The following is a 16826-nucleotide window of genomic DNA, read 5'->3' as shown; positions in this document are numbered from 1 at the left end:
GAGTGTAATTTGTTTCATGGGGCTATGATGATCCCATTTGGGACAAAATCAAGCATTTTCAATGATCACGGGTATAGTCACACAAATTTGCACTATTACCGGATTAACATGCACCATTAACTAACGCGCGACCTCACTGAGTCAGCGACTATCTACTGAAACCGCAATCCTGATTCTATAAGGTTAATGCTATACACAAGCGATTTAAAACAATTGACGTTATAAAGGCTTTGAGGGGGCGAGACATGGCCGATAGATCAAATCAACCTAAAAGCTGTAAATCCAATAAATTTGAATTCAAACTATCTTAGTTAGATGGCTTGAGCTCGAATCATTCGTTCTATAATCATCTATACCCGTTTCACTTATGCATTAACAAATAATAAATCCTCGCCTAGCAATATCGTGTCACGCTAGTCCGAAAGAGGTTGTTCGATAGACAAGCTAGATCAACGACTTTAAACGTAACAACATTTAAACCTAAAATTTACTCACTAAATAATTAAAAAACAATTAATATCAATACAATAACTTATAACTATAATTTAATTTTATTCAGAAAAAGCACACACCTATAATCAAACAATCCTTAAGCAGTTGCATCGAGTAACGAGCCGTGATCACCAGCCGTATAGTAAATGTTTCCCATAAATAAATAAGCTGGATCGACACCAAAATTACGCTTCTATTATCTTTCTGTCTGAGATTAGATTGGAAATTTTACCCCAAATGATGTTAATATGATTAGACCACTAACTAGTTTGGTGGTTTTTTATTGCTGAATATAAATTATTTAACAATAAACCGATTAACCAGAACCCAGGAGCTCATTATGCCAACGGACACGTCAAGCGAAGAAAATCTCATTACAACCATTTGGAACACCACAACATTAAAGCTGAAAGAGGCTTCACAGTTATTGTGTTTATGCGCCATATTAAGCACCTATCTCTTTGTCATGTTGAAACCTAATGGGATTCAACATGATAAAGCGTTAGGAGGCAAATAATATATGCATTACCTAACCTATGTCTCATTAGCAATCTATTTTCTCGTAATGCTAAGCATTGGATTGTTTGCATATAAAAAATCAACCAGCGATGTATCGGGTTATATTTTGGGTGGCCGTAAAGTCAGCCCACAAGTTACCGCACTGTCAGCAGGTGCATCCGATATGAGTGGCTGGATGCTAATGGGCTTGCCAGGTGCCATGTTCTTAGTCGGCTTCGAAACCATCTACATTGCGATAGGCCTATTAGCGGGGGCATTGATTAATTATTTGATCGTGGCACCTAAATTACGGGTTTATACCGAAGTTGCGGGTGACTCCCTAACGATTCCTGAATTTTTTGCTAAACGCTTCCACGCACCAAACAGTCATGTGCGGATTATCGCGGCGATTATCATTGTTATCTTCTTTACCTTATATACCTCGGCAGGACTCGTCGCTGGGGGGAAATTATTTGTCTCTGCATTTGATTTAAATTATGAACTCGGACTGGTGGTTACCCTAGGTGTGGTTGTATCTTATACCTTACTCGGTGGTTTTTTAGCCGTCAGCATGACTGACTTTGTTCAAGGCTGTATCATGTTTGTTGCCTTGATTCTGGTACCCGTTGTGGCATATCAAGAGTTTAGCAGTGCTGACAAAATGATGGGCTTTGCTTATGAGTCGATCCCGCATTTCTCTGATGCGATGCAAAATGTCACAATGCTCGGGTTAATTTCCAGTCTGTCTTGGGGCCTAGGTTATTTTGGTCAGCCACATATTATTGTGCGCTTTATGGCTATCCGCTCGGTTTCTGATATCAAAGCAGCACGCAGAATTGGTATGAGTTGGATGACAGTCACCATTATTGGTGCGCTGGCAACAGGTCTAGTGGGTATTGCCTACGCCAATAAATTTGACATGAAAATAGCCGATCCTGAAACTATCTTTATTGTCTTTTCTGAATTGTTGTTCCATCCGCTAATCAGTGGCTTCCTTTTAGCTGCCATTTTAGCTGCCATTATGAGTACGATTTCTTCACAGTTATTAGTGTCGTCAAGTTCTCTGACCGAAGACATTTATCGAGTTATTTCGAAAAAAGAGTCAACTGAGAAAGAAATGGTCAAAATGGGACGTTATGGTGTAGCAGGTGTCGGTATTGTAGCCAGCTTACTGGCGCTCGATCGCTCAAACAGTATCTTATCAATAGTCAGCAATGCATGGGCTGGATTTGGTGCGGCCTTTGGTCCACTGGTACTGTGTTGCCTATATAAAAAGAACCTGACCCATAAAGCGGCTGTCGCGGGTATTTTATCAGGTGCTATTACCGTCCTATTTTGGATATATGCTCCTGTACTTGCAGACGGAAAAGCATTAACTACCGTGATGTACGAAATGATCCCCGGCTTTATTGTCAGCAGTGTAGTGATTTTTATTACCAGTGCACTGGATGCCGACCCTTGCCATAAAACCGTTAAGACTTTTCATAAAGCCAATCGTGTTTTAGCTGAGGAACTGTAAAGATGGAAGATATTCATACTATGTCAACTTCCCATTGGAAACGGATTGTCGTTAAAGTGGGAAGCGCGTTAATTGCACCTAACCAACAAGGCTGTAGCAGTCGATATTTATTAGGTATAGCTCAGTTTATCGCCACCTGTCGTGCTCAAGGATGCCAAGTTGTGTTGGTGTCTTCAGGCTCCGTTGCTGCGGGGAGACATCTATTCTCTGATCTTGCAGAACCAACTGTGTCGCTCAAAAAAGCGATGGCAGCAGCAGGCCAGGCCGATATGATGGCAACTTGGGATAAGTTGTTCGATTTCCCTTCGGCGCAGCTATTACTCACCCACGGTGATTTACGCGATCGTGATCGTTATATCAGTATTAAAAATACCATTGCCACCCTGTTAGAGCATGGACTACTACCCATTATCAACGAAAATGATGCTGCTACCACAGCTAAGTTACGCGTTGGAGACAATGACAATTTATCCGCTATGGTCGCAGCCGCAGCGGATGCCGACGCGTTAATTATCTGCTCAGACGTAAAAGGGCTTTATACCAAAAACCCTAATTTACATGATGATGCCACGCTAATTAAGCAAGTCAGTGAAATCAATGCCGACATCTACGCGATGGCAGGTGGTGCCACCAGCAGTGTGGGTACTGGCGGTATGTTTACCAAAATTGAGGCTGCAGAGAAAGCCATTTCACACGGCATTGAAACTATGATTGTGGATGGCTTTGATGCAGACACATTTAATCAGCTTCTTAAAGGTCAAAACCCGGGCACTTTATTTGAGCCATATGATGTACCAATGAAAGATCTGTTACATTGGATGACGCATACATCTCAAATTTTAGGTGAATTAATTGTCGAAAATGACTTTAGCGCCGACCTTCAAAAACATGATACCCAACTGACCAGTGACGATGTAGTGGCCGTAAGAGGCAACTTTTCCGTCGGCGATACCGTTTTAGTGCGCAAAGGCGATGGCACTAAATTGGCAAAAGCCAAATCAAACTATAGTAGTTGTTTATTACATTTTATTGCAGATAAAGAAGATCGTGAGTTTGCCAACAATGCCCAGCAAAAGACAGGCCCACTGATCTCTGACAAAAACATCGCCATATTGGAGCAAATATGAGTTTAATTAAAGACTTATCACAAGCCGCAGCTAATGCTGCACAAACTCTAGCCCTATTAGATGAGCAAGTTAAAAATACCATTTTACTTGATATGGCCCGAGCACTTAGAGCTCACAGCGACGATATCATCAAAGCTAATTTATTGGATCTTGACCATGCCGCAAAAGCTGAATTAGGCGCGGCAATGATAGACAGACTAACTCTGACATCAGAGCGCATTGAATCAATGGCTGCGGGCATCGAAACGGTAGCGTCGTTACCCGATCCGGTTGGCAGAGTACGTGAAATATGTCAGCGACCAAATGGGCTTAATATTCAAAAAATGCGCGTACCTTTAGGGGTCGTTTGCATGATTTATGAAGCACGCCCAAATGTCACCGCTGATGCAGGCGCGTTATGTTTTAAATCGGGTAATGCCGTGATACTGCGTGGCGGTAAAGAAGCATTACATTCAAGTAAAATCATTGCTTCGATTTTACAGAATGTGTTGCAAGCAAATCAGTTACCACCGGCGCTTATTACCGTGATACCCGATCCGGATCGTGCCTTAATGCTGGAACTAATGCAGCAGCGTGACTTTATTGATGTCATTATTCCACGTGGTGGAGAAGGCTTAATCAACTTTGTTACTGATAACAGTAAAATCCCTGTTATTCAGCACTTTAAAGGCGTTTGTCATCTGTATGTTGATAAAGATGCCGATCTCGATATTGCGATGTCTTTATTGCTCAACGGCAAAACTCAACGCACGGGTGTATGTAATGCCCTAGAGGGATTATTGGTACATCAAGACGTAGCCGCAGCCTTTTTACCGAAAGTGGCAGCCGAGCTTGCCGCACATAAGGTGCGAATTAATGTCAGTAAAAATGCCCAACAATACTTTGAGCATGCCAACGTCATTAGTGATGATGATTTTGGCCAAGAATATTTAGATTTAGAAATTGCGATTCGACAAGTGACTGATTTTGATCATGCTATCAATCATATCCGCCGCTTTGGTAGCCATCATACTGAAGTGATTTGTACCCAAAATGACTCAACGGCTACGCGTTTTCAACGCACTGTGGATGCTTCGGTCGTCATGGTCAATGCGTCATCACGTTTTTCTGATGGTAGCGAACTCGGTCTAGGTGCTGAAATTGGTATTGCGACGAGCAAATTGCATGCCTACGGCCCAATGGGTCTTGAGTCACTCACCACTGAGAAATACTTAGTCAGCGGTGAAGGTCAAGTCCGCGCATAATCAAATAGGTATTACAGACAAAAGGCCAAGCGAAAGCATGGCCTTTTCTTTTTAGAGACACTTTCGGAGTTTATTATCTCTCAACATCAATCATTAGATCCTAATACTTGTATCGCCTTTATCGGTGGCGGCAACATGGCAAAAGCCATTATCAGCGGCCTACTGAAACAAGGTCATAATAGTGCCAATATTTTAGTGTGCGCCCCCAGCCAAACAACCCGACACAACTTAATCGATAAATTCAATGTTAGGGTGCATCAAGATAATACTGCCGCAGTAGCATTTGCCGATGTCATCATTGTTGCCGTTAAGCCTTTTGTAGTACCTGTGGTGTGTGAGCAATTGAGTGAGGTTATGCAACACGATAACCGTAAATTAGTCATCTCGATTGCGGTGGGAATAAAACATGCCACGGTCTGCCAAAAACTAAATCATTCACCCAAAGTCATTTGTGCCATGCCAAACTTGCCGGCCGCCATTGGTGAAGGATTAACAGGTTTATTCGCAGGTCCTAACACCCACGATAATGACATTGCACTCGCAGAAAGTCTGATGCGTGCCGTTGGTGAAACCGTATGGCTACAAGATGAAAGTCAAATGTCTACCATAGTGGCCGCAGCAGGCAGCTCTCCAGCGTATTTATTCTTATTTTTAGAAGCGATGGAAAAAGCCGCCATTAAACAAGGGCTCCCAAAAGAAACCGCCATTAAAGCCGTGCTTCACAGTGCAATGGGAGCGATATCTATGGCGATTAATAGTCAGCATAATTTGACTAACCTTCGCCACCAAGTGACCTCTCCTAAAGGGACAACAGAACAAGCCATATTGGCATTTCAAGATGGTGAGCTTGATGAACTCGTTGCCAGCGCAATGGCATGCGCGGCAACAAGAGCTAAAGAACTGTCTATCGGCTAGTCTCAAAACGCGAAACTGACGTTAACAACCCCCTGCTAACAGAGCAATGGTCTGCATATAGCGCTTGACTCATTCATCCTCACAGGCTTAATACTGGCTCAGTAACTCTTGTTTAATCAGTTTCAGCAGAAAGGTTTCTCGTTCAATCGATAAGCCTTTTTTGCTACTGTTGGCGATAGTCTCAAGGTTGTGCTCAATCGCTTCATCAATATCAATCCATACTGGCATCATGCCGTTATTAATTTCGTGAGCTTCAAATTGGGTCTCAGCCAGTTGATTGTCGATATCACAAGTGAAGCAATAAGACAGCATATTAACCGACGTATGGCCATCTCGCAGCCAGGGACGATATTCTTCATACAAACCAAACGCATTAATATTGCGAATGTCTTGGGCGCCCGTTTCTTCTTGTAACTCGCGAATAAGCCCTTGCTCTATATCCTCACCCGCATCAACCCCACCACCAGGCAATGAATAGTCATGATAACGTTGTGTATATAACATCAGTATCTGGTTTTCACGCACCACAATGGCACGAGTAGCAAGCCGCGTTAGCATCGTTTGTTGATTCGCCGTAATAAAGTCTTCAGGGGTGTCGATATGATAACGAGTGGTTAAATGGCGCATTATATGGGGCTCATCACAATAAAAAACGCATGATACGTTGCCAAACCACATGCTTCAAGTTTACCGTATCGGTTAAATCAATATGAATTTGTGAGCATAAATAAGTCTCTACAATGGCGAGATGGGTTGAAGCAGAAACCATGAGTTTTGCCGCTGAGTGATATCGCGCTATCGGTGACGCTAAATATCAGCAATAGGATGACAACATTTGGCAATACTCATGGATGCCCATTGTTGGCCATATTGTCGACCATCAATATGGTTTTGGATTAGGCTTTTAACCAAAAAAACAACAGATAGATGACCCAAAAAGTCCTATCAGTATAACTAACATACTATGGGTGCCGGTTTTGACATTCAGATGCTCATTCAAGCAAAACCATGAAACGATCATAACCCTGTCATGCCATAATCATGTAATAATCGTATATTTAGGCGGTTATTTTCAATATTTTATCTATTATTAAAAATCAACGAGTAATGGCTTGAATGATATTGTTATCGAGTTTACAAAATTAGTGTTCGCTTAATTCTCCATGGAAGTTGCTTATGATTAGATTTTGGTACAAACAATTCCCTCAATATCCGCCTGATCATTCCGATTACTGGCGCATTCGCTTAATCGAGCATTCATTACTCATTACCACGAGTTACTTTCTCATTCTTACCCTGATCAACCTGTTCTATTTTGAAGGTTATCAATATGCCTTACTCGATGGTTTCGGTTTATTAACCTCATTGGGTATTTACTCCCGCTTTCGCAAAACGGGACATGTTAAAATAACATCATGGGCTGTCACCATCATGGTAGCCAGTTTAATCATGCTGTTTGTGATCTCGACTAAGGGTCACTCCCACTCATTATTTTGGGCAACGCTCATTCCACCTTTTTCGTTTTTTCTTATTGGTCGAAAATGGGGAACGTTTATTTCATGCCTCACATTTAGCGTATGTGCCTTATTAGTTTACCTGCAAACTCAAAACCCTCAGCCAGTGACCTTTGGAACAGGATCTTTATTTAACGTTATTGAGGTGTGTATTGCGCAAATTTTATTATTGCGATATTACGAAAAAACCCGTTTTTCAGCCTATAAAAAGCTCGCGCTACGCAATATAGAAATCCAAAAAATGGCTGAAACAGATAAACTCACCGGACTTTATAACCGTGAAAAGCTCGATGTAGTACTCGATAAACTGCTTACCATCCCTGCCGCAAATACCGACACAGTACATCCACCGCGGAGCGCAGAGGGTAAAACACCGTTGTCACCTGTAGCACACTCATCCGTTATCGATAACGTCACATATAGCAATACCATTCCCCCATTACTCAAGCCGTCATCGTCTCTTCAATACCCTATCTCGGTTGCCATTATCGATATAGATCATTTTAAGCGAATTAATGACAATCACGGTCATCTTGTGGGTGACCACGTATTGTATGAACTCGCACAATTACTACAAAGCCAAATGCGTAATGACGACCTATTAGTCCGTTGGGGTGGTGAAGAGTTTGTGGTGGTATTACCTAACACAACATCGACCGATGCCATCGAATTAACCGAAAGGTTACGCCGCTATATTGCTACACAGAACATTCAAGGTATGGCGCTTACTATCAGTGTAGGTGTAGCCCAATATACTATTAAAGACAGTGCCTACAGCCTGTTGGGTCGTGCAGACAAAGCCTTATATCTGGCAAAAGCACAAGGACGAAACCGCGTTGCAGTCGCCTAAAAAAAGCCACAGTAGAATCTAATATCTTACTGTGGCATACCATCTGCTTGGCTTTATCGCCAAGCCTACTCAAGGCGTTCGTTGTCAGGTGTCAAGCGAGCATAATGTTTACCATTGATGCGCTCAATAATTTGGGTTGCAGTTAAGTCATGCACCACATTAATCACCGTTGAAGCCGCATCTGTAATGGCCCCAATCACCACTAAAATAGGAATAACCTCCATGGGTAATCCTAAGGTCGTGACAATAAATATTTCACCTAGAAATGCCCCGCCTGGCACCCCACCAATGACAAACGCTGATAATACTGAAATCAAAATCGTCAACATAAACACATCGGTAGTGAAATCGAGTCCTAATAAAGAATAAATAAACACGATTTTTAATGCCGTAATCGCAGCTGCGCCGCCCTTATTAAGATTGACTAATAATGGCAAGCTAATCTCTGCAATTTGTTCGTTCAACCCCATCTTAGCGGCACTGCGAATGGTAACGGGTAAGGTTGCTAACGATGAACTGGTACCTAATGCGGTCACGGCTGGTTCAAGCATATGTTGCCAGAATCGTCTCACGCCTTGCACACCACCACCAATCCACGCATATAACGTCGATCCTAGTGTAAGGTAAAGCGCCATTGCCACAAAAAATAGTCCGACAGCTCGAGCAAATGTGCCCATCAGTTCAGTGTCTTGACTGGCCATCGTCGCGGCAAAATATGCCCCAAGACCAATAGGCGCGGCATGCATTAATATCGAAATGACTTTCATAATCACGGTATTTAAACTGTCTAGCATGCGCCCGACTCTCACGCCATCTTCACCAGATTGGCCAATCGCAACACCGCCAATAACCGACATAATAATCAGCGCTAAAATGTTTGATTTAGATAACAGCCCGACAAAATCATTGGTGGTTAATAAGCTGACAAAATCCATACTACCTGATGCCGCATCGACAGTATTAGCTAGATCGAGTGTTACTCCTTGTGCAGGATCGTAAGCTAATGCCAGCAACACCACACCGACAGAGGGGATGATCGCCATCACAATCGACACCGCCATAATCGATACCAGTATGGCGCCTAATTTCTTTAAATCGGTCATGTGGGCAATGGACGACATTACACTCACCGCGACCAGAGGCACAATAATCATAAACAAAAGATTCAGAAATATTTGCCCTATCGGTTTGAGCTTTATGGCCAGTTCTGGCACTAACCCACCCAATAGCCCACCAAGCAACAAAGCACTGAGCAATATAATTGACGAACGATAAGCACGTAGGCTTTTGAACATAATGGATCCTAAGGACAATTAAACAAAACAACAAATGGTCAGCAGACTTGACCCAATGAACGCTTGATGCATTAACAATCCACAGGGTAATGTCGAAAGTAAAGTAAACTTATCATGCAGTTAACCTGTATTATTGCCGACAAATGTAACATCTCTATATTAACGTTAATGCTAAAATATGGCACAAAACCAATACGATACCAACTACAACGGTATTTTAGCAATGGTTAATATTACGTGTGCCACTCAGCACCTTATAAGCTTGTTAATTCAAGGCTTATCCATACACTTTTTTGTTGTACCTACTCAGGATAATGTTGTTAGTGTGAATGGGGATTAACTATTTAACAGCGTTTGAATTGCAATCATTAACGCTTCAGGGCACAGACAAAAATCTGCTTGGCCAACGGACTGCGATGATCATTAACACCACATCCAAACACAGATATAGCTCGTAATAGTGCAAGATGCCAGTCAAGCACCACACAGTGGTGTATCAATAGGTGCGATGTTGAGTCAGCGCGATATAAATAAGCTAGCTATTAAATCAGTGCCTTATGAAAAAATGTCCCATAGAATCAACATATTATGCAATAAGGTCTTTGTTAAGTCAGAGTAGATCATCGATGTGATGTGCAATACCACTGTTGTCAGCGGTTTTTAGGCAGTATATCAGAGGAATAAAATAGCGGTCGTCATATACAACGACTCAGGGAGCTTGCTCACTGGCAAGCTTCCCAAAGCGGTACTACATGACGATATAGATTGGCCAACCAAGAAGACCAATTAAGCCTTCCTTGTATTCAAATCGCTCTAATCGTTCAGGAGAGGCATTTTGAGCCGCCAATTCTTGATAACTACGAGAGAAATTAAGAGTGCGTAACAGCGCAGAATTAAAGTTCTTACCTAGATCCAGACGGATAGCAGCAGCAAGTTCATTAGGTAATTCAGCAAACGCCGCTTTGGTTTGATGCTCGATAAATTCGAGGCTAAACCATTGCGGCTGAAGTTCTACACGAGTCATACGTCGTTTAAGATCTGGGCGCACTTTTTTACCATCGAAAAATATCCGATACAACACAGCTTCAGCCAAGGTACTTTCTAGGTTGATATAATCCATTGGATCAAAAGTGCCAGCAATGTAAAACTGCGCCAACAAGGCATTAATCGATTGTTGGCGATTATGCTCAGTTAAGGCTTGTTGGTAATAAACCCAACCTTGCCATTCATCACAATCGGGAGGGCTCGATACTTGATCAAGCAAAATTTTATCCACGTTGCCATAAATCGATTTACCATGAAGCCGGTATTGGCTGACTTTAGTCAGCATGCCCCAGCCCTTCTGGAATGACTTAACCACGCCGTCATCATTGAGCAGCAAGGCTATAGCATTAGCATGATTTTGGTCCGATAACGCCATCAAGCCAATGCTGACAATACCAATCACATCCTGCGCTGCTTCTTCAAGCAAATGCATTTTATACTTGTTATAGAACTTATCAGCGAACTTAAGGCTCATCAAAATGGCTTTGGCTTTGATCTGTCCCAGCTGCTCATTACTGAGCAAGCCCTCGGTTAGGCCATAAGCCAACACCCGACTCAGATAGGGACCCTGATTTTCGTCACGTATTACCAATTGCATTTGCAGAACCCTTAATCAAGAAAGCTAAACATGTCATCAACTTCAGCATACTCGTCGGTGACTTGGTTCTTTTCTTTCGCCTGGATCACTAATTCGCTAGCAAACTGACTGATAATTAACTGCCAGTCAGAGCCGGTGTTGCGCAGCATATTCTTAATCGACTTCTCAACATTAGGCGCCCTTTCGCGGATCAACGCCAATAGACTACGAGGATCATCAATGCTGAGACTGTGAGCCTCTTCATCGGCTTGCCAATCAGAGTAACCCACCGTTTCTTCATCCGCTTCATCATCATAAGTGTCGTTGCTCTCATCGTCATCGCCACTGGTTCCGCCTAAGATAAGCTCGATAAAAGGAATAGAGAGATAAAACAGTGCAGCGGGATCTTCAGCTAAACACTCTAATATGGCAGTTTGTTTCTCTTCGCTGTCCTGAATTCGGATAAGATAAGTCATAAAATCAAAAGTATGATGCATTAACTCTTCGGCATTACTTTTGATTTTCTCTTCCCAGTAAAGCGGCTGCTGGCAGACGATGTCACGGATCTGTTCTGGGGTCATTAACTCAGACATAATCGATGGACACGAAATATCATGCTGACTGTTTATTTGTGTCAAGGTGACAATATCCATTTGCTCAATCACTTCGACCAACTGATCATCAGACATTGACGTCGCGATCAACTCAAATCTCTTGCTTGCCTGTTTCGGCTCAACATTCGCCAGTTCTTGTATTTCCGCGGCTGTTATTTCAATGAGACTGTTCATTCGATTTCCTCATCATATTGGTCATAATAACCTTCTTCATCGCTATCATAATCAGTGTCGTAATCGTCGTTATCATCACGCTCGTGCTCATGGACACCATCATGCTCATTGGAATCATCATCCGCAGCCGTTTGCTTCGGCTCAGATTGTCCCTGAGTCTCTAACAAATACACCACGGCACAACTTTCAATTAACAGATCTTCGCTGTATTTACGTACCGCGAGCGCCAAAGGCAGATCGGCGTTGTTAAACGCGATCGTGGTTTTAAATTCATCCCAACTAGGATGAATATTCAAGCTAATCCAGTGTGCCCATTGGCGCTTTGATTCAGCAGAGAACTTGACCCTGTCATAAAGCGCAACGGGTAAATACTCAGGGACTGAATCTAGCATCCCAGGATCGGCCAACAATATCTCTCTGATTTGGCTAGTAAATCGTGCCAGCGCATTTGGCGTATCAGGGTCGTTGTAAGATTCTATATTGTCATTGGCATTATTTTTTAGCTCATTAATGCGTGAGATATTAAGATGTTTAACCATGGGATACTCAGGAATAATATTCGTCCCACAACTCCCGCATTGCGGCAGTGGGATCAGTGACAATCACGTTGTTAAAATCATTGATAAAAGCATTTCTCAGCTTTTTATCTGATAGCACTTCGTAAGCTTTTTTGACTCGTTGGAGCTGAATTGATGCTTGCTGTTTTTCATCGTCAGACGCCCCAAGTAATTTGTCAGGATGATACTTGTTCGATAAACGTTTATAGGCTTTTTTTATGTCATCTTCTTTGGCATTGGGTCTGACTCCCAGTACACTAAAGTGGTTAATCATAGTTATTCCTGCAGGCGATGGGGCAGTGATTGCGAGATAAAAAAGTCTGTAAATAAATAATTTTTTAGCCCGCTATTATATCAACATTCACAGGCTTGCAGCAAACATAAACCAAGGTTAAGTTTCAACTATTTGAGCGACCCACAATCACAAAAAGACTTACCATTACCTTGTGCTAACTCCAACCATGCTGATATCCCCCCTAAGCTTGATGATGTTTGAGCTAAAAAACGTCATCCGCTCTACGTTTGCTAACGGGGCACAGCAATAAACTGAAGTCGAGGGCCGCTATTGACACAAGTTAACGAATATCAATCAAACTTACAAACTCGCGCATCGCAGGCGACACACTGTATTTACGGGTAATAAACACGGTATGCCCAGATTGAATACCTTGCAGTGGCCGATAACCTGATAAGGACAATATGTGCGGAATACATCGAGGCCAGAAGTCTTGAACTTCATATAAAGACCGTATATATGACAGCAATCCTGTCCCTGTTATCGATGAGTGATACCTTGCAATACGGGAGGAGACCATATGTGAATTCGGGTTAAGTATTAACAATACTCATACGATGTAGCCCTCGCGCAGTTAGCGCTGGGCAACTAAATCGGCCAAAACTTGTTTATACGCTTCAACTGGATGCGCGCCAGTTAATGCACTCGATTGATTAAAAATAACCGTAGGTACGCCCGAAATGCCGAGTTGTTGCCAATGGGCCTCTTTAGCTCGAACCTGTTCTGCCACTGCAGCGTTATCGAGTAAACTCATGGCTTCTGCGGCATTAATCCCCACAGCAATGAGCTCTGCTGTGAGTATTTCACGGTTTGAAATATCTTTATGTTCGCTAAAAAAGGCGCTGAATAAACGCAGTTTAAGCTCAGTTTGCTTACCGACCTCTTTCGCGTATTCCAACAACACATGCGCGTCTAAAGTGTTAACCATTTTCATCTGTTCAAAATAGTCAAAAAGAAAGCCATGTTCAGCCCCTTGTTGAGTAATATTTACCCGTGCACGAACGCTACCTTCTGGTGTGGTAGCGTATTTTCTGGCTGAATGCTCACGCAGATTTTCACCTTCAGCAGGCATGTTTGGGTTAAGTTCAAATGGTTGCCACTCAATCTCAACTTGATCTTGCAGCCCAAGTTCATTTATCGCCGCTTCTAAGTGTTTATAACCGACGATGCACCAAGGGCACACTACATCTGAAATAATATCGAGCTTAATCTTTGCTGTCATTTGGTTGTCCTCATCTCTTCAAGTACGCTTTTTTGCTCTAACGTGATAAAAAAATACCAATGCCATTTGCGATAACGCAGGCATTGGTATTAGGGATTCATTCATCTACATGAATAATAATTTTCGCTAAAAATGTCGCTCAACAATTACCAAGCAAACTTTTTGAATACCTCGTCAACCGGTGTTTTTGCCACGTGGTTGGTGTAGTTACTGATCACTTTTTGTGACAAGCCTAAGATGATTTCTAGCACTTGTTGCTGGCCATAACCTGCGGCATAGAATGCTGCTAGTTCTGCTTCAGAAATGTTACCTCGGTTACGTACGATACTTAATGTCGCATCTTGTAACGCTTGTAATTTAGCGTTTGGCATCGCCGCTTTATTACGTAATGCTTCAGTTAACGCTGGGTCTACTTTCATTGAATGTGCAATACCTGTGTGTGCAGGCACACAGTAAGTACATTTGTTTTCAACGTTAATGGTTTGCCATACTACCGTTAGCTCTTCAGGGTTAAATGATGTGTCTAAAAAAGCCTGATGTAACTGTTGGTAAGCCTTAAGCGTGCTTGGTGATTCGGCTAACACGCCAAATAAATTAGGTATCATACCCGTTTGCTTTTTAGTGTCATCTAACATTGCTTTGCTGTCTTCTGGTGCAGTGTCTACAGTGTGAATTGTAAATGCAGTCATAATATTCTCTCTTGTAACTAAATAAATTTAGGCGCGTTGCGTTTCGAATTGAGACCACTACAAATCAATTTGAGCAATCGCTCAAGTTAACTCTGAACGATCGTTCATAATTCGTATTAATATTTATTCATAGCGTTAAAATATTCATTTTTATCAAGAAGATATATTTTAAAAATGCCCGTTAATTAGGATGCAAGCCAATAACATTTATGCGGTTAATGTACGTGACATTAACCGCATAGATAACCAGTACAAGATCAGCTAACCAAGCGCATTGACTGGCTTTTTCTAGGGTGAAATCCAGACTAATATATTGATAAGTGCTAGAAAAATTCGTTTCTTATACAATTTTTGATCATTAATTGCCCCCAGAGTTGGAGACATCACAGTGAAAAAAACTATCTCTTATGCCGCGATAGCGGTTATCGCTTTAGCCGCCATGACTCGATAAGGTTGATGATTACCAGGTTTGCAAAAAGGGAGCATCCCGACCTCTACGACTCTTGCTGTTGTCATATGACTCCCATTATTCTGTTCTAGTGATTCGTGATTCGTTATTAGTTACTGGGAATTGGGAATTGGGATTGTCAGATCATCCATTTATCAACCGACTTGATGGACGAACTATCTTAATAATAATGGTTAACATAAGGTTAATTTAGCCATTGAACAATGCACCAAATACAAGCAGAAACGCACCAAATTGAAACATTCGCGCCATGAACATCCGTCATTACGCGCATTATTTGCCATGACAAACGCCAAATAATGCACTGATATTGAACATTACACAGATAACTTAAGCAATATTTTCATATATTTGCACCATACAAGGTCAATAATATAATGGCTTAGCTGTGATTTAGGAATGGCTTTTGCTTTATAAAAGCATGAATTTCAAAAGAGAATCATTTTGTGGGAACTGAAATGAATAATATTAGTGATGCTATTGGCCTCATTGCACAAAGTGCAGACACCTTGTTTATCTTACTTGGTGCAATTATGGTTTTAGCCATGCACGCTGGCTTTGCATTTTTAGAAATGGGCACCGTGAGGCACAAAAACCAGGTCAACGCCTTGGTAAAGATTTTGACTGACTTTGCTTTTTCAGCCATGGCTTACTTTGTCATTGGTTATCAAATTGCTTACGGTAGCCACTTCTTTGTCAGCGCTGAAAGTTTAACTACCGATAATGGCTATCAGCTGGTTAAATTTTTCTTTTTACTGACCTTTGCAGCAGCCATTCCAGCGATTGTATCTGGTGGCATTGCTGAACGCGGCCGTTTTAGGCCTTTCTTACTCGCTTCGGCATTGATTGTTGCCTTTGTTTATCCGCTGTTTGAAGGGATAATGTGGAACGGTAACTTTGGTTTTCAGGCATGGTTAGAAAGCCAATTTGGGGCACAGTTTCATGACTTTGCTGGCTCTGTGGTCGTTCATGCTATGGGCGGTTGGCTCGCATTAGTGGCCATTTATATATTAGGTGCTCGACGCGGCCGCAAACCAGGAATAGCCTTTGCACCATCAAATATCCCTTTTCTTGCCTTAGGTTCATGGGTGCTTATTGTCGGCTGGTTTGGCTTTAACGTCATGTCTGCGCAAACACTTGACGGGATCAGCGGCTTAGTGGCGGTTAACAGTTTAATGGCCATGGTCGGTGGCACTGTGGTGGCGCTGATTGTCGGTAAAAATGACCCTGGTTTTATTCATAACGGCCCCCTTGCAGGCTTAGTGGCGGTGTGCGCGGGGTCTGACTTAATGCATCCTGTCGGCGCATTTGTGGTTGGCGGTGTGGCTGGTGGGTTATTTGTCTTGGTGTACACAAGATTACAACGCAGTAACAAAATCGATGACGTACTCGGCGTGTGGCCATTACACGGTTTATGCGGTGTATGGGGCGGTATCGCGGCAGGTATTTTTGGTCAACAAGCCTTCGGTGGTCTGGGTGGGGTCAGCTTTATGTCGCAACTTATTGGTAGTACTGCAGGTGTAGTAGTGGCACTGGTTGGCGGTATCATTGTTTATGGCTTAGTGAACAAAATATCGAGCTTACGCTTAAGCCAAGAAGATGAGTTTATTGGCGCGGATCTCGCCATACACAAAATTGGTTCAACTAATTCAGATAAGTAAGCTAAATTGACTCACTAGCCTAATATCAAGGACAGAAACCTGGTTTCTGTCCTTGATGATTTATCAGTAA

15 protein-coding genes are annotated in these 16826 nt (G+C 42.3%); 6 read left to right on the top strand and 9 right to left on the bottom strand.

The window, feature by feature from the left end:
- Nucleotides 1–1012: 1012 nt before the first annotated feature.
- From putP to proC, 4 genes are all read left to right on the top strand, one after another.
- The gene (putP, locus tag AAEZ02_RS18090; protein WP_124013829.1) at nucleotides 1013–2509 is read left to right on the top strand and encodes a sodium/proline symporter PutP; all 1497 of its coding nucleotides are present in this window, start codon (nucleotides 1013–1015) and stop codon (nucleotides 2507–2509) included.
- Nucleotides 2510–2529: 20 nt separating this feature from the next.
- Nucleotides 2530–3636: a glutamate 5-kinase gene (gene proB, locus AAEZ02_RS18085; protein WP_124013843.1), complete on the top strand. Its 1107-nt coding sequence runs from the start codon at nucleotides 2530–2532 to the stop codon at nucleotides 3634–3636.
- Entirely contained in the window at nucleotides 3633–4880 is a 1248-nt protein-coding gene (locus tag AAEZ02_RS18080) for a glutamate-5-semialdehyde dehydrogenase (protein ID WP_335687361.1), read from the top strand. The genes proB and AAEZ02_RS18080 overlap by 4 nt, the downstream gene beginning before the upstream one ends.
- A gap of 72 nt (nucleotides 4881–4952) precedes the next feature.
- Entirely contained in the window at nucleotides 4953–5795 is an 843-nt protein-coding gene (gene proC, locus AAEZ02_RS18075) for a pyrroline-5-carboxylate reductase (protein ID WP_124013827.1), read from the top strand.
- Nucleotides 5796–5882: 87 nt separating this feature from the next.
- Here the strand turns inward: proC and AAEZ02_RS18070 are convergent, their stop codons facing one another.
- Nucleotides 5883–6422: an NUDIX hydrolase gene (locus AAEZ02_RS18070; RefSeq protein WP_124013826.1), complete on the bottom strand. Its 540-nt coding sequence runs from the start codon at nucleotides 6420–6422 to the stop codon at nucleotides 5883–5885.
- A 549-nt stretch (nucleotides 6423–6971) separates the two neighbouring features.
- Between AAEZ02_RS18070 and AAEZ02_RS18065 the strand changes: the two genes are divergently transcribed.
- A complete protein-coding gene (locus AAEZ02_RS18065; protein ID WP_124013825.1) occupies nucleotides 6972–8159 on the top strand; it encodes a GGDEF domain-containing protein in 1188 nt (395 codons plus the stop codon).
- A 65-nt stretch (nucleotides 8160–8224) separates the two neighbouring features.
- Here AAEZ02_RS18065 and AAEZ02_RS18060 read toward each other — a convergent pair whose 3' ends face one another.
- The 8 genes from AAEZ02_RS18060 to AAEZ02_RS18025 all read right to left on the bottom strand — a co-directional run bounded on the left by AAEZ02_RS18060 (nucleotide 8225) and on the right by AAEZ02_RS18025 (nucleotide 14626).
- Nucleotides 8225–9454, bottom strand: a complete 1230-nt coding sequence (locus AAEZ02_RS18060; RefSeq protein WP_351088302.1) for a dicarboxylate/amino acid:cation symporter — start codon at nucleotides 9452–9454, stop codon at nucleotides 8225–8227.
- Nucleotides 9455–10202: 748 nt separating this feature from the next.
- Nucleotides 10203–11096 (bottom strand): cold adaptation protein AtcC, encoded by an 894-nt coding sequence (gene atcC, locus AAEZ02_RS18055; protein WP_124013823.1) that lies wholly within the window; start codon nucleotides 11094–11096, stop codon nucleotides 10203–10205.
- Between the two features lie 11 nt (nucleotides 11097–11107).
- The gene (gene atcB, locus AAEZ02_RS18050) at nucleotides 11108–11863 is read right to left on the bottom strand and encodes a cold adaptation protein AtcB (RefSeq protein ID WP_101032729.1); all 756 of its coding nucleotides are present in this window, start codon (nucleotides 11861–11863) and stop codon (nucleotides 11108–11110) included.
- Entirely contained in the window at nucleotides 11860–12402 is a 543-nt protein-coding gene (gene atcA, locus AAEZ02_RS18045; protein ID WP_351124296.1) for a cold adaptation protein AtcA, read from the bottom strand. The genes atcB and atcA overlap by 4 nt, the downstream gene beginning before the upstream one ends.
- Before the next feature lie 7 nt (nucleotides 12403–12409).
- A complete protein-coding gene (gene atcJ, locus AAEZ02_RS18040) occupies nucleotides 12410–12694 on the bottom strand; it encodes a cold adaptation protein ActJcold adaptation protein ActJ (RefSeq protein ID WP_101032731.1) in 285 nt (94 codons plus the stop codon).
- A 301-nt stretch (nucleotides 12695–12995) separates the two neighbouring features.
- Nucleotides 12996–13184: a hypothetical protein gene (locus AAEZ02_RS18035; protein ID WP_206191872.1), complete on the bottom strand. Its 189-nt coding sequence runs from the start codon at nucleotides 13182–13184 to the stop codon at nucleotides 12996–12998.
- A 105-nt stretch (nucleotides 13185–13289) separates the two neighbouring features.
- On the bottom strand, nucleotides 13290–13937 hold the full coding sequence (locus AAEZ02_RS18030; RefSeq protein ID WP_124013822.1) for a DsbA family oxidoreductase: 648 nt from the start codon (nucleotides 13935–13937) through the stop codon (nucleotides 13290–13292).
- A 146-nt stretch (nucleotides 13938–14083) separates the two neighbouring features.
- Nucleotides 14084–14626: a carboxymuconolactone decarboxylase family protein gene (locus AAEZ02_RS18025; RefSeq protein WP_124013821.1), complete on the bottom strand. Its 543-nt coding sequence runs from the start codon at nucleotides 14624–14626 to the stop codon at nucleotides 14084–14086.
- A gap of 927 nt (nucleotides 14627–15553) precedes the next feature.
- On the opposite strand from AAEZ02_RS18025, the gene AAEZ02_RS18020 reads away from it, so the two are divergent.
- Entirely contained in the window at nucleotides 15554–16756 is a 1203-nt protein-coding gene (locus AAEZ02_RS18020) for an ammonium transporter (RefSeq protein WP_124013820.1), read from the top strand.
- The last annotated feature ends 70 nt before the right edge of the window (nucleotides 16757–16826 follow it).

Source organism: Shewanella sp. T24-MNA-CIBAN-0130 (genome assembly GCF_040310185.1).
GTDB lineage: Bacteria > Pseudomonadota > Gammaproteobacteria > Enterobacterales > Shewanellaceae > Shewanella > Shewanella psychromarinicola.
Note: the sequence above shows the minus strand (reverse complement) of the source record. Positions and strands in the feature narration are given on the sequence as shown.

What these genes read in the sequence shown, in the direction of transcription:
- putP (WP_124013829.1), top strand. Translation starts at nt 1,013, where the DNA reads ATGCATTACCTAACCTATGTCTCATTAGCAATCTATTTTCTCGTAATG.
- proB (WP_124013843.1), top strand. Translation starts at nt 2,530, where the DNA reads ATGTCAACTTCCCATTGGAAACGGATTGTCGTTAAAGTGGGAAGCGCG.
- AAEZ02_RS18080 (WP_335687361.1), top strand. Translation starts at nt 3,633, where the DNA reads ATGAGTTTAATTAAAGACTTATCACAAGCCGCAGCTAATGCTGCACAA.
- AAEZ02_RS18070 (WP_124013826.1), bottom strand. Translation starts at nt 6,422, where the DNA reads ATGCGCCATTTAACCACTCGTTATCATATCGACACCCCTGAAGACTTT.
- AAEZ02_RS18065 (WP_124013825.1), top strand. Translation starts at nt 6,972, where the DNA reads ATGATTAGATTTTGGTACAAACAATTCCCTCAATATCCGCCTGATCAT.
- AAEZ02_RS18060 (WP_351088302.1), bottom strand. Translation starts at nt 9,454, where the DNA reads ATGTTCAAAAGCCTACGTGCTTATCGTTCGTCAATTATATTGCTCAGT.
- atcC (WP_124013823.1), bottom strand. Translation starts at nt 11,096, where the DNA reads ATGCAATTGGTAATACGTGACGAAAATCAGGGTCCCTATCTGAGTCGG.
- atcB (WP_101032729.1), bottom strand. Translation starts at nt 11,863, where the DNA reads ATGAACAGTCTCATTGAAATAACAGCCGCGGAAATACAAGAACTGGCG.
- atcA (WP_351124296.1), bottom strand. Translation starts at nt 12,402, where the DNA reads ATGGTTAAACATCTTAATATCTCACGCATTAATGAGCTAAAAAATAAT.
- atcJ (WP_101032731.1), bottom strand. Translation starts at nt 12,694, where the DNA reads ATGATTAACCACTTTAGTGTACTGGGAGTCAGACCCAATGCCAAAGAA.
- AAEZ02_RS18030 (WP_124013822.1), bottom strand. Translation starts at nt 13,937, where the DNA reads ATGACAGCAAAGATTAAGCTCGATATTATTTCAGATGTAGTGTGCCCT.
- AAEZ02_RS18025 (WP_124013821.1), bottom strand. Translation starts at nt 14,626, where the DNA reads ATGACTGCATTTACAATTCACACTGTAGACACTGCACCAGAAGACAGC.
- AAEZ02_RS18020 (WP_124013820.1), top strand. Translation starts at nt 15,554, where the DNA reads ATGAATAATATTAGTGATGCTATTGGCCTCATTGCACAAAGTGCAGAC.